23 protein-coding genes are annotated in these 19483 nt (G+C 62.9%); 20 read left to right on the forward strand and 3 right to left on the reverse strand.

The window, feature by feature from the left end:
* Window positions 1-40 precede the first annotated feature (40 nt).
* Complete coding sequence (locus tag H2510_RS11385) at window positions 41-451, forward strand: DUF5997 family protein (RefSeq protein ID WP_315901334.1); 411 nt, start codon at window positions 41-43, stop codon at window positions 449-451.
* A gap of 9 nt (window positions 452-460) precedes the next feature.
* Here the strand turns inward: H2510_RS11385 and H2510_RS11390 are convergent, their stop codons facing one another.
* On the reverse strand, window positions 461-844 hold the full coding sequence (locus tag H2510_RS11390; RefSeq protein ID WP_186628407.1) for a YchJ family protein: 384 nt from the start codon (window positions 842-844) through the stop codon (window positions 461-463).
* A gap of 139 nt (window positions 845-983) precedes the next feature.
* On the opposite strand from H2510_RS11390, the gene H2510_RS11395 reads away from it, so the two are divergent.
* The 12 genes from H2510_RS11395 (at window position 984) to hisI (ending at window position 10733) form a co-directional block, all read left to right on the forward strand.
* A complete protein-coding gene (locus H2510_RS11395) occupies window positions 984-1451 on the forward strand; it encodes an SRPBCC family protein (protein WP_186628408.1) in 468 nt (155 codons plus the stop codon).
* 179 nt (window positions 1452-1630) lie between these two features.
* Window positions 1631-2629, forward strand: coding sequence for an alpha/beta hydrolase family protein (locus tag H2510_RS11400; protein ID WP_186628513.1), 999 nt, complete (start codon window positions 1631-1633; stop codon window positions 2627-2629).
* A gap of 219 nt (window positions 2630-2848) precedes the next feature.
* The gene (hisD, locus tag H2510_RS11405) at window positions 2849-4189 is read left to right on the forward strand and encodes a histidinol dehydrogenase (RefSeq protein ID WP_186628409.1); all 1341 of its coding nucleotides are present in this window, start codon (window positions 2849-2851) and stop codon (window positions 4187-4189) included.
* Window positions 4186-5331, forward strand: a complete 1146-nt coding sequence (locus H2510_RS11410) for a histidinol-phosphate transaminase (RefSeq protein WP_186628410.1) — start codon at window positions 4186-4188, stop codon at window positions 5329-5331. Before hisD ends, H2510_RS11410 begins: the two co-directional genes overlap by 4 nt.
* A complete protein-coding gene (gene hisB, locus H2510_RS11415; RefSeq protein ID WP_084346562.1) occupies window positions 5328-5948 on the forward strand; it encodes an imidazoleglycerol-phosphate dehydratase HisB in 621 nt (206 codons plus the stop codon). Before H2510_RS11410 ends, hisB begins: the two co-directional genes overlap by 4 nt.
* A 46-nt stretch (window positions 5949-5994) precedes the next feature.
* Entirely contained in the window at window positions 5995-7119 is a 1125-nt protein-coding gene (locus H2510_RS11420; protein ID WP_186628514.1) for an MFS transporter, read from the forward strand.
* On the forward strand, window positions 7116-7745 hold the full coding sequence (hisH, locus tag H2510_RS11425; RefSeq protein ID WP_186628411.1) for an imidazole glycerol phosphate synthase subunit HisH: 630 nt from the start codon (window positions 7116-7118) through the stop codon (window positions 7743-7745). The genes H2510_RS11420 and hisH overlap by 4 nt, the downstream gene beginning before the upstream one ends.
* Entirely contained in the window at window positions 7742-7963 is a 222-nt protein-coding gene (locus tag H2510_RS11430; protein ID WP_186628412.1) for a hypothetical protein, read from the forward strand. Before hisH ends, H2510_RS11430 begins: the two co-directional genes overlap by 4 nt.
* 74 nt (window positions 7964-8037) lie before the next feature.
* Entirely contained in the window at window positions 8038-8772 is a 735-nt protein-coding gene (gene priA, locus H2510_RS11435) for a bifunctional 1-(5-phosphoribosyl)-5-((5-phosphoribosylamino)methylideneamino)imidazole-4-carboxamide isomerase/phosphoribosylanthranilate isomerase PriA (protein ID WP_186628413.1), read from the forward strand.
* Between the two features lie 4 nt (window positions 8773-8776).
* On the forward strand, window positions 8777-9607 hold the full coding sequence (locus H2510_RS11440; RefSeq protein ID WP_186628414.1) for an inositol monophosphatase family protein: 831 nt from the start codon (window positions 8777-8779) through the stop codon (window positions 9605-9607).
* Window positions 9604-10377, forward strand: coding sequence for an imidazole glycerol phosphate synthase subunit HisF (hisF, locus tag H2510_RS11445; protein WP_186628415.1), 774 nt, complete (start codon window positions 9604-9606; stop codon window positions 10375-10377). Before H2510_RS11440 ends, hisF begins: the two co-directional genes overlap by 4 nt.
* 17 nt (window positions 10378-10394) lie before the next feature.
* Window positions 10395-10733, forward strand: a complete 339-nt coding sequence (gene hisI, locus H2510_RS11450; protein WP_084346556.1) for a phosphoribosyl-AMP cyclohydrolase — start codon at window positions 10395-10397, stop codon at window positions 10731-10733.
* 35 nt (window positions 10734-10768) lie between these two features.
* Here hisI and H2510_RS11455 read toward each other — a convergent pair whose 3' ends face one another.
* Both H2510_RS11455 and H2510_RS11460 read right to left on the reverse strand, forming a co-directional pair.
* Window positions 10769-11266 carry a MarR family winged helix-turn-helix transcriptional regulator gene (locus H2510_RS11455; RefSeq protein WP_186628416.1) on the reverse strand — a complete coding sequence of 166 codons (498 nt, stop codon included), beginning with the start codon at window positions 11264-11266 and terminating at the stop codon, window positions 10769-10771.
* Window positions 11267-11379: 113 nt separating this feature from the next.
* A complete protein-coding gene (locus H2510_RS11460) occupies window positions 11380-11844 on the reverse strand; it encodes a peroxiredoxin (RefSeq protein ID WP_186628417.1) in 465 nt (154 codons plus the stop codon).
* 55 nt (window positions 11845-11899) lie between these two features.
* On the opposite strand from H2510_RS11460, the gene H2510_RS11465 reads away from it, so the two are divergent.
* From H2510_RS11465 to H2510_RS11495, 7 genes are all read left to right on the forward strand, one after another.
* Window positions 11900-13471, forward strand: coding sequence for an anthranilate synthase component I (locus tag H2510_RS11465; RefSeq protein WP_186628418.1), 1572 nt, complete (start codon window positions 11900-11902; stop codon window positions 13469-13471).
* Between the two features lie 44 nt (window positions 13472-13515).
* Window positions 13516-14199: a TIGR02234 family membrane protein gene (locus tag H2510_RS11470; RefSeq protein WP_397517353.1), complete on the forward strand. Its 684-nt coding sequence runs from the start codon at window positions 13516-13518 to the stop codon at window positions 14197-14199.
* Window positions 14200-14281: 82 nt separating this feature from the next.
* Window positions 14282-15091: an indole-3-glycerol phosphate synthase TrpC gene (trpC, locus tag H2510_RS11475; protein ID WP_186628419.1), complete on the forward strand. Its 810-nt coding sequence runs from the start codon at window positions 14282-14284 to the stop codon at window positions 15089-15091.
* A gap of 100 nt (window positions 15092-15191) precedes the next feature.
* Window positions 15192-16505: a tryptophan synthase subunit beta gene (gene trpB, locus H2510_RS11480; RefSeq protein ID WP_186628420.1), complete on the forward strand. Its 1314-nt coding sequence runs from the start codon at window positions 15192-15194 to the stop codon at window positions 16503-16505.
* A complete protein-coding gene (gene trpA / locus H2510_RS11485) occupies window positions 16502-17305 on the forward strand; it encodes a tryptophan synthase subunit alpha (protein ID WP_186628421.1) in 804 nt (267 codons plus the stop codon). The genes trpB and trpA overlap by 4 nt, the downstream gene beginning before the upstream one ends.
* The gene (lgt, locus tag H2510_RS11490) at window positions 17302-18327 is read left to right on the forward strand and encodes a prolipoprotein diacylglyceryl transferase (protein ID WP_315901335.1); all 1026 of its coding nucleotides are present in this window, start codon (window positions 17302-17304) and stop codon (window positions 18325-18327) included. Before trpA ends, lgt begins: the two co-directional genes overlap by 4 nt.
* A gap of 106 nt (window positions 18328-18433) precedes the next feature.
* The gene (locus H2510_RS11495) at window positions 18434-19348 is read left to right on the forward strand and encodes a TM2 domain-containing protein (protein WP_186628422.1); all 915 of its coding nucleotides are present in this window, start codon (window positions 18434-18436) and stop codon (window positions 19346-19348) included.
* The last annotated feature ends 135 nt before the right edge of the window (window positions 19349-19483 follow it).

Genomic DNA, 19483 nt, shown 5'->3' on the forward strand with positions numbered 1-19483 from the left:
AGTGGCGTCCGGTCCAGCTGTGGGCAGATAGGCTGTCGGGGTGAGCCCGGAGAATAAACCACAGCAGATGAAGCCCCTTACCGCGGCAAACAAGCTCGGCATCTATCTTCCCGCAGCGCCGGAAGAGTTTCAGGCCGCGTCCATTTCCCGCGCCGAACTGGACGCATTGCGCAAAGAACCGCCGCAGTGGCTTGTCGACCTCCAAGAGAACGGCCCGTTCCCGAAGGACGTCATTGCGCGCAAGCTCGGGGTGTCCATCGCAGGTCTTGCACGAGCGGAGATCACCGACGCGCTGACCGAAGCCGAGATCGACACGCTACTTCAAGAGCAGCCCGAGTGGCTGGTTCGAGAGCGCAAGACGCAGGACGAGGTTCGCGCGGAAGCCGTGCGGGTCAAGGCCAAGGACGAAGCCCGACGGGCCGCTACGAACCGGCCACAGAAACAGCGGTAGTACAGGCGCTTACTGCGCCAGGACGCCGTCGAGGTAGACCCATCGGTTGTCCTCGCGAACGAATCGAGAAGATTCCCTGAGCACCCCGTTGCCCTCGGGATGGCGATAGAACGCACTGAACTCGACCTCGCCTGTCTGGTCCATCAGCCCTCCTTCGGAGGTTCGGTGGACGTCCAATCGATACCAGCGTTGCTGCGGGTCGAGCGTCAACTCGGTCGGCGCCGTCGAACTGTGCCAGGTGTTCATCAGGTATTCGGCGTCGCCGACGCTGAATGCGCTGTAACGCGATCGCATCAAGTGCTCGGCCGTCGGTGCAGTCGCCGTTCCGATAAGGAACGGTTCGCAGCAGCGGTCGAAGGGCTCACCGCGCAGACATGGGCAACTGCGACTCATATTACGGAAGCCTCGACGTGGGTCGTCACTTCGCCGTTCTCGCTCTGATCGACGCTCTTCGCTGCGGTCATCGGTCCATTGAACCTCTTCGGTCCGTCGCGGCTCGCATGGATGTACCGAATACGGGTATGAGCACGTCATGGCTTCTACACAGATCGTCGACCAAGGACATCGCATCGTTGCTCGTCGGATCGAGGTACGAGCGCCCGCCGCCGATCTCTTCGCTATCGTGGCGGACCCACATCGGCACGGTGAACTCGACGGCTCGGGAACGGTGAAAGATACGGTCAAGGGACCGGAGCGGTTGACCCAGGGAGCCAAGTTCTCGGTCGGAATGAAGCAGTACGGCGTTCCGTACCGCATCACCAGTACGGTGACCGACTTCGTCGATTCCGGCACCAGCAAGGCAATCGAATGGCGGCATCCCCTGGGGCATACGTGGCGGTGGGAGTTCGAGGAGACGACACCCGGTATGACCACGGTCACGGAATCGTTTCGCTACGCAACCGCCAAGGCGCCGAAAATGCTGGAGATATTCGGGATGCCGCAGAAGAACGCCGACGGCATCGGCGCGACTCTGGACAATCTGGCACGTCGGTATTCCTGACCTGTTCGTCGGGAGGTATGTGCACTAGGACTCGACACGTCGGCGGGTTCCGTTACAGGTCGGAATTGTCAGCCCCGTTCGTAAGTGGCAGTGATACTGTTCGCCGAACTAACGTCAAAGCATCGCCGGAGGGCGGACGCGTGAAGATCAAGAACGCAATCGTGACATGCACAGCGGTGATGTTGTGTGTGCTGACGCCGTCCGCGGTAGGTGTGAGCGTCGTGTCCGCCGAGGACCTACCCGTGACGTCGGCGACATCCGGCGATGGTTCGCGCATCGTGTCGTCCACCCGCATCGATGACCGTCGGTCGACGCTGGAGGTCTACTCGGCGGCCATGGACAAGAACATTCCAGTCCAGGTGATGACCCCCGCAGATGGCTCTGTTCCACGGCCAGTTCTCTACCTGTTGAACGGCGCGGGAGGCGGCGAGGACTCCGCAACGTGGCAGTCCCAGACGGACTCGACCGAATTCTTTGCCGACAAGAACGCTTTCGTGGTCACGCCACAGTCCGGAAAATGGTCCTACTACACCGACTGGATAAGCGATGATCCAGTCCTCGGTCGAAACAAGTGGCAGACGTTCATCGGCGAGGAACTACCACCGTTGATCGATGCACAGTTCGATACCAACGGAATCCAGTCGATAGCGGCCCTCTCCATGTCCGGCACCTCGGTTCTGAACTTGGCCATTGCCTATCCGGGTCTCTACAAGGGCGTGGCCGCCTACAGTGGATGCGCGCAGACGTCGGATCCGCTCGGGCAACAGTTCGTGAAGTTGGTTGTCGAGTTGTACGGCGGCGGAAACGTCGAGAACATGTGGGGACCGCTCGACGGACCGGTATGGCGTGAAAACGACCCACTCCTCAACGCTGAAAAGCTTCGCGGCACCGAGATCTACATGAGCACCGGCACCGGGCTACCCGGCATCCCCAACGACACACCGCTGAATCCTCGATTCGCGGAAGGCAAGGCCAAACTGTTCCCGGACCAGCTACTGGTCGGCGGCGGTATCGAGGCCGTCGTGAATTTCTGCACATCGAACATGGCCAAAGAGCTGTACCGACTCGGAATCCCTGCCGAGGTGAATTTCCGCCCGGTCGGGACTCACTCATGGGGTTACTGGCAGGACGACCTCCACGCGTCGTGGCCGATGCTGGCACATTCGCTCGGCATCTGAGCTAGGCACCTGAAGACACGACTTCTATTACTCCATCATCGGGGTGTTCGATAGAAATCAACTCGCGGCACAGGTTCTCCACGCTCTAGGGTCGGACTCATCCGAGCGTGCTCGACACCAAGCAGTAGTCGAGCGCGGGACGTGAAGCAGTAGCCGAATCCGGGGCAACTATCCTGGAGGTTCGCAACCGGAAACTTTCGACCCTCGAAGGGAAACACTATGTCTGCCCGCATCGAGCTCGCTCGCGTGGATCTGCGCGGTCGAACTCCATCCACTGCCGAACTACGCGGCGCTCTCCCACGAGGTGGAGTGGATGTCGATGCTGTTCTGCATCAGGTGCGCCCTGTCGTCGAGGCAGTTCGCGACCGCGGCGCCGACGCCGCACTCGACTACTCCGAGCAGTTCGACGGCGTCCGCCCGGACCGGGTTCGCGTCCCTGCTCAGGCGCTCGTCGACGCTCTTGCCGAGTTGGACCCCGCAGTGCGCGAGGCACTCGAAGTCGCCATCGCACGGACACGATTGGTGCATGCCGAACAACGGCGCACCGACACCACCACCACGGTGGTCCCCGGTGGAACGGTCACCGAGAGGTGGATCCCGGTCGACCGCGTCGGACTCTATGTTCCCGGCGGCAACGCTGTCTATCCCTCGTCGGTCGTCATGAACGTCGTTCCCGCTCAGACTGCGGGAGTCGGTTCCTTGGTGGTGGCATCCCCACCGCAGGCTGCGTTCGGCGGATTGCCGCACCCGACCATTCTGGCCGCCGCGCAGTTGCTCGGCGTCGAGGAAGTGTGGGCTGTCGGCGGCGGGCAAGGTATCGCGTTGCTCACCTATGGCGGCACGGACACCGACGGAACGGAACTGGCGCCGGTGGACTTGATCACCGGACCCGGCAATATCTACGTCACTGCAGCCAAGCGGCTGTGTCGGGGACTCGTCGGAATCGATGCCGAGGCCGGCCCCACCGAAATCGCAATTCTGGCCGACGATTCCGCTGACCCGAAACACGTCGCTGCCGACATGATCAGCCAAGCCGAGCACGACGTCATGGCGGCGAGTGTTCTCGTCACCACGAGTCCGGAGCTCGCCGACGCCGTCGACGCGGCCCTGGAGGCACAGCTCGCGTTCACCAAGCACGCCGAGCGCGTTGCGACAGCACTGTCCGGCCAGCAGTCCGGAACGATCCTCGTCGACGACATCGACCAAGGCCTTGCTGTCGTGAATGCGTATGCGGCCGAGCACCTGGAGATTCAGACGAACGATGCAGCTGCTGTCGCCGCGAAGGTGCGCAGTGCGGGTGCAGTATTCGTCGGCGCCTGGTCTCCGGTCAGTCTCGGTGACTACTGCGCGGGCTCGAATCACGTTCTTCCGACGGCGGGTTGTGCCCGTCACTCGTCCGGACTCAGTGTTCAGACGTTCCTGCGTGGAGTCCACGTCGTCGACTACTCGGAAGCGGCGTTGAAGGATGTCGCAGGTCACGTGATCGCGCTTGCCAATGCCGAGGACCTTCCAGCACACGGTGAGGCAGTCCGGCTTCGTTTCGAAGGGTTGTCCTCGTGAGCGCTGTCGTTGGTCAGTCGATCACCGTCGACGATTTGCCGTTACGGGACAGTCTGCGTGGGCAGTCGGCGTACGGCGCGCCGCAGCTGAACGTACCGGTGCAGCTCAATACCAACGAGAATCCGTATCCGCCTACCCAGGCCCTGGTGGACGATGTAGCCGAGTCGGTCCGTGCTGCTGCTGCTCAGCTGCACCGGTACCCGGATCGCGACGCCGTCGCCCTTCGTACGGCACTGGCCGAGTACCTGACCTCGCAAACCGGAATTGCGGTGGACACGGCCAATGTCTGGGCTGCGAACGGGTCCAACGAGATCCTTCAACAGCTTCTGCAGGCATTCGGTGGGCCGGGTCGAACATCGCTCGGCTTCGTGCCGTCGTATTCGATGCACCCGATCCTTGCGTCGGGAACTCAGACCGATTGGGTCGAGGCGAATCGGCGAGAAGACTTCTCGCTCGATATCGACTACGCCGTCAGGGTGATCGGCGATCGCAACCCCGACGTCGTCTTCGTGACGAGCCCCAACAATCCGACCGGGCACAGCATCGGTGAAGCGGATCTGCGACGGATACTCGACGCTGCGAACGGCATCGTCATCGTCGACGAGGCGTACGCGGAGTTCTCGGCACTGCCGAGCGCACTGGGTCTGATCGGGGACTACCCGAGCAAGCTCGTGGTCAGTCGGACCATGAGCAAGGCCTTCGCTTTCGCCGGTGGCAGACTCGGCTATCTTGCTGCAGCGCCGGCCGTGGTGGAGGCAATGTTGTTGGTGCGCTTGCCTTATCACCTTTCTGTGATCACCCAGGCCGCGGCGTTGGCTGCTCTTCGGCATGCAGCGGAAACTCTCGAAAGTGTTGCGCGCCTGTCGGCCGAACGTGATCGGGTCATGGCTGCGCTGACCGATATGGGATACGACGTCATTCCCAGTGACGCCAATTTCGTTCTCTTCGGCCGGTTTGCCGACTCAGCGGCGACGTGGCAGCGCTATCTCGACGACGGGGTGCTGATCAGGGACGTCGGCATCGCCGGTTATCTGCGTACCACGATCGGCCTCGACGCCGAAAACGATCGATTCCTCGAAGTGAGTGCGAGACTTGCACGCACCGAACTGCAGACCGAACAAGAAGTGGAGTCCACAAGATGACCACGGCGCCCAGGATCGCGCGTATCGAACGCGCGACGAAAGAGTCCGATATTTCGGTCGAGCTGAATCTCGACGGCACCGGTGTCGTCGACATCTCCACTGGGGTGCCGTTCTTCGACCACATGCTCACTGCCCTCGGCACACACGCCCGGTTCGACCTGACGGTGCACGCCAAAGGTGACATCGAGATCGAAGCCCATCACACCGTCGAGGACACCGCGATCGTGCTCGGCCAGGCACTCGGTCAGGCGTTGGGTGACAAAGCGGGGATCACCAGATTCGGTGATGCGTTCATTCCGATGGATGAGACCCTCGCACATGCGTCCGTGGATGTTTCCGGCCGGCCGTATTGCGTGCATACCGGTGAGCCCGACTACATGGTCCATTCGATCATCGGCGGCTATCCCGGAGTTCCCTACGCGACGGTGATCAATCGTCACGTTTTCGAGTCGTTGGCGATGAACGCTCGCATCGCGCTGCACGTACGTGTGTTGTACGGGCGCGATCAGCATCACATCACCGAGGCCGAGTTCAAGGCCGTCGCTCGAGCGTTGCGTGAAGCAGTCGAGTACGACCCGAGGATGACTGGAATTCCGTCCACCAAGGGCACTTTGTGATTTCGGTTTGAGTTCGTTGTTCGCCATCCGCGGGCTTCCCGCAGCGATGGTCATGGGCGCTGCGGCGTTCGGTGGATTCGGTCTTCTTCTGCCCGTGGTTCCACTGGCGATTTCGGAAAACGGTGGTTCGGACGCGTTGGCAGGCGCAAGCACTGCAGTCTTCATGGCCACCACCGTTGCTACGCAACTGTTGGTTCCTCGCCTTCTGCGACGCTTCGGCCATCGACTCGTCCTCGCCGCCGGTTGCGCATTGTTGGGTTTGCCTGCGATCGTGTTCGCCGTGTCCGTCGCTGCGGGACCCGCGTTGGCTATTTCTGCCGTGCGCGGTGTCGGCTTCGGCATGCTCACGGTTGCGGGTGCGGCCTTGGTCGCCGAGTTGGCTCCGGCGGCGCAGTTGGGTCGAGCAACGGGAGCACAGGGAATCGCTATCGCGTTCTCGCAGATGGTCACTCTCCCCGTGGGTCTTGCTGTCTTTTCCGTTGCCCCGACCCTGGTGTACGTCCTCGGGGCACTGGTACCGATGCTGGGGTTGATCGGGATCGCATTTCTGCCTCGAATTCGTCCGGTACCTCGGTCGAGGGGATCCCATGCCGAGATTCGAACCAGCAGAGTGCAGTTCGTCATCCCGTGCCTCGCCATCGCTGCGGCGTCGGCGTCGTTCGGGGGACTGACGACTCTGTTGCCGATCGCAGAATCCGAGCGCGCTTCGTTGATCGGCATCGCGCTCTCGGTTGTCAGCGGGGCGATGCTCGTCGGCCGTTACGGGGCGGGCTGGATCGCCGATCGGATCGGAATCGGCCGGTCGCTTGCACCGGCATTGGTGGGAGTTGCGGTGGGCGTGGCGGTCTTCGCCTTCGCGGTGTCGGGCAGTACTCCCGGTGCGGTGTTTCTCATCGCCGCCGTCATCTTCGGTGTCGGATACGGAGCCACCCAGAACGACAGCTTGGTGATGGTGTTCAACGCCGCAGGACCGGAGCGATACAGCCAAGCCAGTGCCGCCTGGAACATCGGTTTCGATGCCGGCACCGGCGCCGGTGCAATGGCTCTGGGGCTCATCGTCGGAACGGCCGGGTACACCGCCGGGTTCGGGATGGCCGCAACCGTGGCTGCGATCATGGCGGTAGCGGTGGCGATATCTGCTCGACGAGCGACCGATAGACTCGCGGCATGAAATCTGTGGTGTTGCTCGACTACGGCTCGGGCAATCTGCACTCCGCTAAGCGGGCACTGGATCGAGTCGGTGCCGACGTCACCGTCACTGCCGATCCGAAGGCTGCGCTTGCGTGCGATGGCCTCGTCGTTCCCGGGGTCGGCGCGTTTGCTGCGTGCATGGAAGGTCTGCTGGCGGTCAAGGGTGATCGGATCATCGGTCAACGGTTGGCCGGTGGGCGCCCGGTACTCGGCATCTGCGTCGGGATGCAGATCATGTTCGAACGGGGTGTCGAATTCGGGATCGAGGCGGCAGGCTGCGGTGAGTGGCCTGGCACCGTCGACCGGCTTGCGGCACCGGTTTTACCTCACATGGGATGGAATACCGTCCGCGCTCCCGAGAAGAGCGTCCTGTTCGACGGTATCGATGCCGAGACTCGCTTCTACTTCGTTCACTCGTACGCGGCGCAGCGTTGGGAACTCGAGCCGTCGGAGGTTTTGGCAGCGCCGATGCTGACCTGGGCCGACCATGGTGGTGACTTCCTCGCCGCGGTCGAGAACGGGCCATTGTCGGCCACCCAGTTCCATCCGGAGAAGTCCGGGGACGCAGGGGCCGCACTGTTGGAGAACTGGGTCGATTCGCTATGAGAAAGCGCGATCGCGAGTTTTCGTTCGGACGTCTCGCGATCGCGTCTCTGGGTAGCGCCACACTCATGTTGATGATCACTACGGTGGTCGTTGCGCTGATTCGCCCGGGCCCGGGGTGGGGTCTGCTCATCGTGGCGATCGGTATCACGGCGGCCATCACGGCTATGGGCGTCGTCTCGACACGGATGACGCGGCGCGGGCTCGGCCCCGACGAATGAGGGTCCCCGGCACGACCGGGGCTGGTCCGCCCCGACGTTCGGGTGAGGCAGACGGACCGGTAGTATAACCGCACGTGAGCCTGGTCCTATTGCCTGCTGTAGATGTCGCAGGCGGCGAAGCTGTCCGTCTCGTTCAGGGAGAGGCGGGGAGCGAAACCAAGTACGGATCCCCGCGGGATGCCGCACTTGCGTGGCAGAGGGACGGTGCAGAGTGGGTTCATCTCGTCGATCTCGATGCAGCCTTCGGTCGTGGTTCCAACCGCGAGTTGCTCGCGGACGTCGTCGGTGAGCTGGACGTCAAGGTGGAATTGTCCGGAGGTATCCGCGACGACGAGTCATTGCGAGCTGCCCTCGCCACTGGTTGCGCACGGGTGAACCTCGGCACTGCGGCACTCGAGGATCCTGAGTGGTGTTCGCGTGCCATCGGCGAGTTCGGCGATCGTGTTGCAGTCGGTCTCGATGTGCTCATCGTCGACGGTGCAAACCGGTTGCGAGGCCGCGGTTGGGTCAGTGACGGTGGAGACCTGTGGGAGGTTCTCGAGCGGCTCGAGCGCGACGGATGTTCGAGGTACGTCGTTACCGACGTGACCAAAGACGGAACGTTGACCGGCCCGAACCTCGAACTCTTGAGCCAGGTGTGCGCGAAGACCGACGCACCCGTAATAGCCTCTGGCGGCGTGTCGACTATCGATGATCTTCGCGCTATCGCGGGCTTGGTCGGCAGCGGTGTCGAGGGCTCGATTGTCGGAAAGGCTTTGTACGCAGGACGTTTCACACTGCCGGACGCCCTCGCGGCAGTATCCGGATAGCAGGATGAGCCTCCCTCTGGACCCGCAGCGACTGCTGAGCATCGCAAGCGGATTGCTCGACGGCACACACGATCGGTTCGTCGCCGGTGTCGGTGCCCCCAGCGCCATCCAGAAGGGGCCCGATGATTTTGCCACGGCCGTCGATCTCGAGTTGGAACGACGGCTGAGTGCAGAGCTGTTCGAGCAGACCGGGATTCCGGTTCACGGCGAAGAGTTCGGTGGTCCAGACCTGAACGAAGGCCCGGTCTGGGTCCTCGATCCGATCGACGGCACATTCAACTACTCGGCCGGACTGCCCTCTGCCGGAACATTGTTGGCACTTCTCGACGACGGTGTGCCGGTGCTCGGGCTGACGTGGTTGCCGCTGATTCAGCAGCGTTTCACCGCTACCGTAGGTGGGCCGATCCATCTCAACGGCGTTGCTGTACCGCGTCTCGAGCAGCGATCGCTCAGGGACTCGATGATCGGCTTCGGCGCGTTCAACATCGCGAGCCGGGGACGGACGCCCGGGCTGTACCGGGTCCGGATTCTCGAAGAGCTCTCCCGGGTGTCCTCTCGCATCCGAATGCACGGATCCACCGGAATCGACTTGGCGTACACCGCCAGCGGGGTTCTCGGCGGATGCGTCGTATTCGGACATCAAGCATGGGACAACGCCGCAGGCGCACTTCTCGTCAAGGCGGCCGGGGGCGTGGTCACCGACCTGGCCGGCGAACCGTGGACCATCGAGTCGAAGTCGGTCGTAGCGGCGTCGCCGGGTGCGCACGAAGAACTGTTGAACGTGATCAGTGCATTGGGAGATCCAGCTGACTTTCTCGAAGGGCGTGTTCGATGACCGTAGCCGTGCGTGTGATTCCGTGTCTGGACGTCGACGCCGGACGCGTGGTCAAAGGTGTGAACTTCGAGAATCTTCGCGATGCCGGTGATCCGGTGGCACTTGCCGCCGCATACGACGCCCAGGGAGCCGACGAACTCACATTCCTGGATGTGACGGCATCCACGTCGGATCGAGGCACGATGCTCGATGTCGTCAGTCGAACAGCCGAGCAGGTGTTCATCCCGCTCACCGTCGGTGGCGGTGTGCGGACCGTGGACGACGTGGATCGTTTGCTGCGTGCAGGAGCGGACAAGGTCAGTGTCAACACCGCAGCTATTGCTCGTCCGGACTTGCTACGCGAGTTGAGCGAGCGATTCGGATCGCAGTGCATCGTGCTCTCGGTGGACGCACGAACCGTTCCCGACGGGCAACCGGATACGCCCTCGGGCTGGGAGGTGACCACGCATGGTGGAAAGCGTGGGACCGGGATCGATGCGATCGAATGGGCAACGCGCGGTGCGGAACTCGGAGTCGGTGAGATTCTGCTCAATTCGATGGATGCCGACGGCACGAAGGCCGGCTTCGACCTGCCGATGATCGCGGCTGTTCGCGCGGCTGTACACGTCCCGGTCATCGCGAGCGGGGGAGCAGGCGCGGTGGAGCATTTTTCACCAGCGGTGACTGCAGGTGCAGACGCGGTACTCGCGGCCAGCGTATTTCATTTCGGAGATCTGACGATCGGTCAGGTCAAAGCCGCAATGCGCGGCGACGGCATCGTTGTTCGCTGAAAGGTATAACGGAGAAGATGACTCTCGACCCGGCAATCGCAGCCCGTCTCAAGCGAAACGAGGCGGGCCTGTTCAGCGCGGTCGCCCAGGAACGCAGCACGGGCAGTGTGCTCATGGTGGCGTGGATGGACGACGAGGCGCTCGCACGCACCCTCGAGACCCGGAAGGGCACGTACTACTCCCGCTCACGTGAGCAGTACTGGGTCAAGGGGGAGACGTCGGGACATACGCAGTACGTGCACGAGGTGCGCCTCGATTGCGACGGCGATACCGTCCTGCTGGTGGTCGATCAGGAAGGCGCCGCCTGCCATACCGGCGACCACACCTGCTTCGACTCGGACGTGTTGCTGAGCTGACTGCTACTGGCCTGACGTCTTGCCGGGCCGGCGACTCAGGCTTTGCCTGTTCCTTCGGCGATGCCTTTGTCGAGTTGCCGGAGCATGACTTCGCTGAGTGCGGCTAGTCGAGCGACTTCGGAGTCCCCGAGTCCTTCGAACAGCAATGCTTGAACTGTGGCGACGTGACCGGGCGCGGATTCGACGACCTTGTCCATCCCGCTGTCGGTGAGCACTGCGTACGAACCTCTGCTGCCGGGGATGCTCTCGCGGCGCACCCAGCCCACCTTCTCGAGTTTGGTGACCACGTGCGAGAGGCGGGACAGGGAAGCGTTGGCGAACTTGGCCAGATCGCGTAGCTGGATACGCCGCTCCGGATGTTCGGAGAGTACGGACAGTACGAAGTAGTCGAAGTGGGTGAGCCCCGAATCTCGTTGCAGCTGAGTATCGAGGGCGGCAGGGAGCCGTGTCAGGAGCGCTACCAGCGATCGCCACGCAGTTTGCTGATCGTCGGTGAGCCAACGAGGTTCGGCGCCTTCTGCCGTCACGTTCATCGACCTGTCCATCGCGGTGAGCCCTTCCTTCGAACACGATCACTCGTCGAGACAAGTCTGTCACTCTTCGTGAGAATAGAACTTGTCCGCCACGGCTCTTCGGTATCTGGGGTCTACTTCTTCGCTCGAGCTCGTAGGAATTCGAGGGCATGGTCGGCGTGCGCCTCGAACCGAAATTCGCTCGAGAAGGACTCGAGCAGGGTCCGGTCGGTGTCGATGACGAAAGTGGACCGTTTCACCGGAGACAGCTTGCCGAGAAGTCCGCGCTTGACGCCGAATTGCGTTGCGATGGAACCGTCCTCGTCGGACAGAAGTGGGTAGTCGAAAGATTTCACATCAGCGAATTCGGCCTGCTTGGCGACGGTGTCGTTGCTGATTCCGGCTCGTGACGCACCGACCTCGGCAAATTCGGCTGCGAGATCGCGGAAATGGCAAGCCTCCGCGGTGCATCCGGGAGTCAGTGCGCCTGGGTAGAAGAACAGCACCAGTGGACCGTCCTTCAGCAGGGCATCGAGCGAACGGGGCGTGCCGCTCTGGTCCGGAAGTGTGAAGTCGAGGACTTTGTCGCCTGGTTTCATGCACGGAGGCTACCGTGCGGCGAGAGTGGCGTGCAGCACCTGAGAGAATGGGGGTATGCATGGCGAGACCACGACACTGCCCGGTGCTCACGACGGCGTCGACAGGGGGGCGACGACCAGTCGAGCGGAATTCCGAGCGCTTGCCGCCGAACATCGCGTTGTTCCGGTAGTACGGAAGGTTCTCGCCGATTCCGAAACACCTCTATCGGCCTACCGAAAGCTGGGTGGAGATCGTCCGGGCACCTTCCTGTTGGAGTCGGCGGAGAACGGCCGATCATGGTCGCGCTGGTCGTTCATCGGTGCCGGCACCCCTGCAGCGTTGACCGTCGAAGACGGGGAAGCAGTGTGGCGCGGCAATGTCCCCGCCGGCGTCCCGTCGGGTGGTGACCCTCTGGAGGTCCTCGGTAGGACGCTCGAGCTGCTCCGTTCCGAACGCTTGCCGGATCTGCCGCCGCTTACCGGCGGAATGGTGGGGTACCTCGGGTACGACGCGGTCCGCCGGATCGAACGACTCCCCGAACATGCCCAGGACGATCTGCACGTACCCGAGATGGTCATGCTGCTGGCGACCGATATCGCCGCGGTCGATCATCACGAGGGAGCGATCACGCTCATCGCCAACGCGGTCAACTGGGATGGCACCGTCGACCGCGTGGACGAGGCGTACGACGACGCGATCGCCCGGCTCGATCGGATGTGTGCGGATCTGGCGGCGCCCGCCTCGTCCACGGTGTCGACCATGGCACGCCCGAAACCCGAGTATCGGCGGCAGCGTACCTCCGAGGGCTTCGGCAAAGATGTGCATCGGCTCGTCGAGGAGATCGAGGCCGGTGAAGCTTTTCAGGTGGTGTTGTCACAGCGCTTCGAAATGGATACCGATGCGGCCCCCATCGACGTATATCGCATGTTGCGTGCCTCGAACCCGAGCCCTTACATGTACCTGATGCACGTACCCGGTGCCGACGGTGAGACGGCGTTCTCGATCGTGGGTTCGAGCCCCGAGGCGCTCGTGACCGTCGTCGACGGTCTGGCGACGACGCATCCGATCGCGGGGACAAGGTGGCGCGGCGACTCCGAGGAAGAGGACGTTCTTCTCGAGAAGGACCTGCTGGCAGACGAGAAGGAGAACGCCGAGCACCTGATGCTCGTCGATCTGGGACGCAACGACCTCGGCCGAGTCTGCACGCCGGGCACCGTCCGGGTCAGCGAGTATCGGCATATCGAGCGCTACAGCCACGTCATGCACCTCGTGTCGACTGTTGCCGGTCGCCTCGCGGAAGGCAAGCAGGCACTGGACGCGGTCAAGGCATGCTTCCCGGCGGGCACGCTGTCGGGTGCTCCCAAAGTTCGGGCCATGGAATTGATCGACGAATTGGAGCCGACCAGACGCGGCGTCTATGGGGGCATCGTGGGGTATCTCGATTTCTCCGGTGACGCCGACACTGCCATCGCCATTCGTACCGCGCTCATCAAGGATGGGACGGCGTACGTGCAGGCGGGTGCTGGTGTCGTGGCAGATTCGGTCGCCGAGTACGAGGACACCGAGGCCAAGAACAAGGCGATGGCGGTTCTCGGTGCCGTTGCGGCCGCGCAGTCGCTCCGCCCGGTGGGAGGTACAGACCGGTGAGTGAGGACGCGACACCCGGCAAGGCGAGCTCGGACTCGTCGAATGTGAATTCCATCGATTCGAGCGCGACATCGTCGAAGGACGGCCGGTCCCGCTCTGGAGCAGTGGCCGTCGTTCTCCTACTCATCGGTGCAGCCTGCCTGTGGGGAAGTTCGAGGATGACGTGGGTGCACGTAACTTCGTTCGATGGGCTGGGGGAGGAACGATCGACGGATCTGCTCGGTAGCGCGTGGGCTGCGGCATCCACACCGCTTGCACTAGCGCTTCTGGCGGCCGTCGCAGCGTCATTCGCGGTCAAGGGGATTGCGTCGAGAGTCCTCGCAGTTCTCGTTCTGCTCGTTGCCGTCGGCGCGGGCCTGCCTGCACTGGAATCTCTGCTGGGCGAAGTCTCCGATTCCAAGGCGGCCAGTATCGCCGAACTCCCGGCGCGTGCGGAGGTGACTTCGACGGTTGCGTTCGCCTTGCCCGCTGTCCTTGCGTTGATCGGCGCAGTGAGTGCCCTGTTCGCGGCCGTTGCACTGTTTCGGAAACCGACCGCGCGGAAGGTATTATCTTCGAAGTACGACGCTCCGGCCAGTCGCCGCGAGGAAGTTGCACGTCGGGCCAAGTCGGCGGCAGACGGCACCGGGGCGAGCGGGGAGGGAGAAGACTTGACCGAACGAATGCTGTGGGATGCCCTCGACGCGGGCGAGGACCCTACCGACGAGTCTGGCACCCGGAATTCGTGACACAGAAACCGCCCTCTACGCTAGTGAAGACCTCGATGAGTTTCCTCACATCAGGTCACGGATGGAAAGGACTCGGGTCACCATGACTGTTCTCGATTCGATTCTGGACGGTGTTCGCGCCGATGTCGCAGCACGTGAATCGGTTGTCGATTTCGCTGCCGTGAAGGCTGCCGCTTTGAAGGCGCCTGCACCGCTGGATGCGACCGCGGCGCTGCACGAGGACGGAATCGGCGTCATCGCCGAAGTCAAGCGCGCAAGCCCGTCGAAGGGTGCATTGGCCGATATAGGCGACCCGGCTGTGCTGGCTCAGGCATACGAACTGGGTGGGGCAAGGATCATCAGCGTTCTCACCGAGGAACGCAGGTTCAACGGTTCGCTGGCCGACCTCGACGCCGTGCGCAGAGCAGTGAGCATTCCGGTGCTGCGCAAGGACTTCATCGTGGGGCCCTATCAAATTCACGAGGCGCGTGCCCACGGAGCAGATGTCATTCTGCTGATCGTCGCAGCGCTGGAGCAGCAGGCTCTGGCATCTCTGCTCGATCGGACCGAGTCGCTCGGTATGACAGCTCTCGTCGAGGTGCACACCGAAGCGGAAGCAGATCGGGCTCTCGAGGCGGGCGCCACCGTCATCGGGATCAACGCCCGCAACCTCAAGACCTTGGAGATCGACCGAGACAGTTTCGGCCGAATTGCTCCTGGACTGCCCAGCGAAATCATTCGGGTCGCCGAGTCCGGCGTCCGCGGAACGGCAGATCTTCTCGCTTACGCAGGTGCAGGTGCCGACGCTGTGCTCGTGGGCGAGGGACTCGTCACCAGTGGTGACCCGCGTACTGCCGTATCCGATCTGGTGACCGCAGGAACGCATCCGTCCTGCCCTAAGCCTGCACGCTGAATCACGACCTACCGGCGCTTGTTTGCGCCGGTTCGTCGTGTAAGGCAGGTAATAAAACCCCGAATTTCGGTCGTAGCGGTCGCTGGGGCAGACTGGAGAGGTGACCAGCCACCTTCAGAGCCCCCGTTTCAAGGGCGGCGATCTACCCGAGAGCAGCCTCGGGTTGACCGACCGCAGCAAACACGATCCCGATATCGGCGGGCACTTCGGTGTATACGGCGGTCGGTACGTTCCGGAGGCGCTCATGGGCGTCATCGAAGAAGTCACCGTCGAGTACGACAAGGTGCGCAGTGACGAGGCCTTTTTAGCGGAGCTGGACAGACTTCAGCGCGATTACACGGGGCGACCTTCCCCGGTGTTCGAGGCCACACGGTTGTCCGAGTATGCCGGCGGCGCAAGGATTCTGCTCAAGCGAGAAGACCTGAACCACACTGGTTCTCACAAGATCAACAACGTCCTCGGACAGGTGCTGCTCGCCAAGCGAATGGGCAAGACGCGGGTCATCGCGGAAACCGGAGCAGGGCAACACGGTGTCGCAACAGCCACGGCATGTGCACTGCTGGGCCTGGACTGCGTCGTGTACATGGGCGAGGTCGACACCGAACGTCAGGCTCTCAACGTTGCACGAATGCGGTTGCTCGGATCGTCCGTCGTGGCTGTCACCTCGGGGTCTCGGACGCTGAAAGACGCAATCAACGAGGCCTTGCGCGACTGGGTCGCGCATGCGGACGATACGTATTACTGCTTCGGAACCGTGGCAGGCCCGCACCCGTTTCCATCCATGGTCCGCGACTTCCAGCGGATCATCGGACTCGAAGCGCGACAGCAGGTTCAAGCGTCGACCGGACGCCTTCCCGACGCCATTGCCGCCTGCGTCGGCGGCGGTTCGAACGCTATCGGCATTTTTCACGCGTTCATCGACGATCCGTCTGTTCGCCTCGTCGGATTCGAAGCTGCAGGAGATGGCGTCGACACCGGTAGGCACGCGGCCACCATCAGTGGCGGCTCCCCGGGCACTTTGCACGGGACGTACTCATACCTTTTGCAGGACGAAGACGGCCAGACCACCGAATCGCACTCGATTTCAGCCGGATTGGACTACCCGGGCGTCGGCCCGGAGCATTCCTACCTGCACGACATCGGGCGTGCCGAGTATCGGGGCATCACCGATACCGAGGCCATGGACGCTTTTCGGCTGCTGTGCAGGACCGAGGGCATCATTCCGGCGATCGAATCGGCGCATGCGATCGCGGGCGCGCTGAAGCTGGGACGAGAACTCGGCAAGGACAAGATCGTGCTGGTCAATCTCTCCGGGCGCGGCGACAAGGACGTCGATACCGCGGCCGAATGGTTCGGTCTGGTGGATGCAGACGGTGAAGCACACGTAGACGGCGAAAAGGGTGACCCCGCATGACCGAACGACCTTCCAGGCTCGGCGCCACGTTCAGAGCGTGCAAAGACGAGAATCGGGCCGCACTGATCGGCTATCTCCCGGCGGGATTCCCGACGGTCGAGAAGTCGATCGAGGTCTTCGAGACCATGGTGTCCTCAGGCTGTGACATCGTCGAGGTCGGTATTCCGTACTCCGACCCCGTCATGGACGGGCCCACTATCCAAGCAGCGGCAGATACCGCACTTCGTGCTGGTGCCCGGGTGCGTGACGTGTTCACGGTCGTCGAGAGAGTCTCCGCGAGCGGCGGCAAGGCCATCGTGATGACCTATTGGAATCTCGTGATGCGCTACGGAATCGACGCTTTCGCCCGGGATCTCGCGAGTGCAGGCGGACTCGGCATCATCACTCCCGATTTGATCCCTGACGAAGCCGACGAGTGGATCGCAGCCTCGGATGCACACGATCTCGATCGCATCTTTCTCGTTGCACCGTCTTCGACCGAAGAGCGACTGGCCAGCACGCTGAAGGCCAGCCGCGGGTTCGTCTACGCGGCGTCGACCATGGGTGTCACCGGTGCTCGTGATGTTGTCAGCTCGTCCGCACCTGAACTTACTGCCCGGATCCGCAAGCATTCCGACATTCCGGTGGGTGTCGGTCTGGGCGTGCGCTCGGGTGCGCAGGCCGCCGAGATCGCACGATACGCCGATGCAGTCATCGTCGGTTCGGCTCTGGTGTCCGCAGTGGACGAGGGTCTGGATGCCGTCGCGGCTTTGACCAGCGAACTCGCCGAGGGTGTCCGTTCGGCTAACGTAGCCCTGTGAATTCCGTCGTAGGACCCTCGACTGCAGTTCTCGCGTATATTCCCAGTCCGCCGCAAGGTGTTTGGTACATCGGGCCGATAGCGCTGCGTGCATACGCTCTCTTCATCATCGTCGGAATCGTCGTTGCCGTCGTATGGGGTGATCGCCGGTGGGTGGCCAGAGGCGGTACCAAGGGCACCGTGCTCGACGTCGCAGTGTGGGCAGTCCCGTTCGGCCTGCTCGGTGGCCGCATCTATCACGTCATCACCGATTGGAGCACCTACTTCGGGCCGGGTGGTGATCCCGTTCGCGCGCTCAAGGTGTGGGAAGGCGGGCTCGGAATCTGGGGTGCGGTTCTTCTCGGAGGGGTCGGCGCCTGGATCGCCTGTCGTCGTCGCGGAATCCCGTTGCCCGCGTTCGGTGATGCAGTCGGACCGCCGATCCTGCTCGCCCAGGCGATCGGTCGTATCGGTAACTACTTCAACCAGGAACTGTACGGACGAGAGACCACGCGAGCATGGGGCCTCGAGATCTTCGAACGCGTCAACTCCGCCGGCCGCCTCGATCCTCTGACCGGGGTATCGAACGGTGTGATCGAAAAAGTCGTTCACCCGACGTTCCTGTACGAGCTTCTGTGGAGCCTCGCCATCGTTGTGCTGTTGGTGGTCGTCGACCGTAGATACGCCATCGGCCACGGGCGCTTGTTCGCTCTGTACGTCGCCGGATACTGCGCCGGAAGGTTCTGGGTCGAACTACTTCGCGACGACTACGCCACGCATATCGCGGGAATTCGGGTCAATACCTTCACCTCGGCCATCGTGTTCGTTCTGGCGGTCCTCTACTTCGTACTGGCGAAGAAGGGCCGCGAAGATCCGGCAAGTCTCGAGTCCAAGGACCACACGAGCGCCTCTGCGGATACCGAAAAGACCGAGTCGGAAGAGCCCGAGTCGACATCCGACCAGACGTCCGATGACGCGGCGGTCGAGCTCGAGAAGGACTCCGCCCCGACGCCGGGGCAGGAGAAGGATTCCCCCGGTAAGTGACGCCGGCGACCCGCAGCTTTCAGCGGGTGCCGAAAGCTGAAGGACCTTACGGTATGGATGTGGCAGGCTGTGCTGGCTGCCATCGATTTCGAGCAAGGAGTAGCCGGTGAGCGAGCCCGACAAGCAGCCCGAGAGTGGGTCCTCCGATGGGGGATCCAACAATGAGACGGAACGAATCGAGACGGAACGAATCGAGACGCCACCCGATTTCGGCACACCGTTCGACTACGACGCGACTGCCGAAGCGTCGTTGTCCGAGCAGCCTGCAACGTCGGAGACGGGACCGGTGACCGGTGCAATCGGATCGGGCTCGGGTTCGGGTTCGGGCCCTGGGTGGGCCGTGCATTCTGGTATCGGCAATGGTCCGGGGTGGGGCGAGTCACCGAGCTACCCACCTCTCACCGCCCCCGACTCCGCGTCCCCCTCCGACAATGGGCCGGATTCCGGCGTCAGCTTCGACAAGCCGAATACGGCACCGTCGCACGGCGATACTTCGCCCGAACAAAACTTCAGTGCATCTCCTTACGGCCAGCCTGGCCCGGTGTACGGAACACCGGATCCTGGCTACCCGCAGCCGAACCCCAACGATCAGTACTACGACCAGTACCAGGGCGGCGGTTACGGTCCACCGCCTTCGGGCCCGCCACCGGGAGGATTTCCACCACCGCCCGGGTATCAGCCGCAGCAGGGATATCCGCCGCCCGGATATCCGCCGCAACCTGCATACGGGGGTTATCCAGGAGCATCGTACGGAGTCGATCCCATGGCGCCGTACGGTAGGCATCCTGTCACCGGCGAGCCGTTTTCGGACCGGTCCAAACTGACAGCGGGGTTGCTCGGTATCCTTCTGGGTGCTTTCGGTGCCGGACGCTTTTACCTCAATCAGCCGGGCATGGCGGTCGCTCAGATCGCAGTCACATGGTTGACCTGCGGAATCGGCGGGATCTGGCCGCTGATCGACGGAATCATGATGCTGACCGGCAGCGTGCGAGACCAAAACGGTCGGCCCCTGCGGGACTGACACTTCGCACGATGAACCGCATATTGCTACGGCCGGGAACGGGCAGTCGACGATTCCGGCCGTAGCAATATGCGGACCAAAGTACGGCCACAAGCGGCGGGGCGGGGTCCCGCCGCTCGCTCGAGATCCTCCGTG

Source organism: Rhodococcus sp. BP22, from assembly GCF_014281965.1.
Classification (GTDB): domain Bacteria; phylum Actinomycetota; class Actinomycetes; order Mycobacteriales; family Mycobacteriaceae; genus Rhodococcoides.

Coding starts and splice junctions, on each gene's coding strand:
- trpC (WP_186628419.1), top strand. CDS start 14,282: ATGACTGTTCTCGATTCGATTCTGGACGGTGTTCGCGCCGATGTCGCA.
- H2510_RS11395 (WP_186628408.1), top strand. CDS start 984: ATGGCTTCTACACAGATCGTCGACCAAGGACATCGCATCGTTGCTCGT.
- trpA (WP_186628421.1), top strand. CDS start 16,502: ATGACCGAACGACCTTCCAGGCTCGGCGCCACGTTCAGAGCGTGCAAA.
- hisH (WP_186628411.1), top strand. CDS start 7,116: ATGAAATCTGTGGTGTTGCTCGACTACGGCTCGGGCAATCTGCACTCC.
- hisB (WP_084346562.1), top strand. CDS start 5,328: ATGACCACGGCGCCCAGGATCGCGCGTATCGAACGCGCGACGAAAGAG.
- H2510_RS11465 (WP_186628418.1), top strand. CDS start 11,900: ATGCATGGCGAGACCACGACACTGCCCGGTGCTCACGACGGCGTCGAC.
- H2510_RS11430 (WP_186628412.1), top strand. CDS start 7,742: ATGAGAAAGCGCGATCGCGAGTTTTCGTTCGGACGTCTCGCGATCGCG.
- H2510_RS11460 (WP_186628417.1), bottom strand. CDS start 11,844: ATGAAACCAGGCGACAAAGTCCTCGACTTCACACTTCCGGACCAGAGC.
- hisD (WP_186628409.1), top strand. CDS start 2,849: ATGTCTGCCCGCATCGAGCTCGCTCGCGTGGATCTGCGCGGTCGAACT.
- H2510_RS11420 (WP_186628514.1), top strand. CDS start 5,995: ATGGTCATGGGCGCTGCGGCGTTCGGTGGATTCGGTCTTCTTCTGCCC.
- H2510_RS11440 (WP_186628414.1), top strand. CDS start 8,777: ATGAGCCTCCCTCTGGACCCGCAGCGACTGCTGAGCATCGCAAGCGGA.
- hisF (WP_186628415.1), top strand. CDS start 9,604: ATGACCGTAGCCGTGCGTGTGATTCCGTGTCTGGACGTCGACGCCGGA.
- H2510_RS11455 (WP_186628416.1), bottom strand. CDS start 11,266: ATGAACGTGACGGCAGAAGGCGCCGAACCTCGTTGGCTCACCGACGAT.
- hisI (WP_084346556.1), top strand. CDS start 10,395: ATGACTCTCGACCCGGCAATCGCAGCCCGTCTCAAGCGAAACGAGGCG.
- H2510_RS11390 (WP_186628407.1), bottom strand. CDS start 844: ATGAGTCGCAGTTGCCCATGTCTGCGCGGTGAGCCCTTCGACCGCTGC.
- H2510_RS11400 (WP_186628513.1), top strand. CDS start 1,631: ATGTTGTGTGTGCTGACGCCGTCCGCGGTAGGTGTGAGCGTCGTGTCC.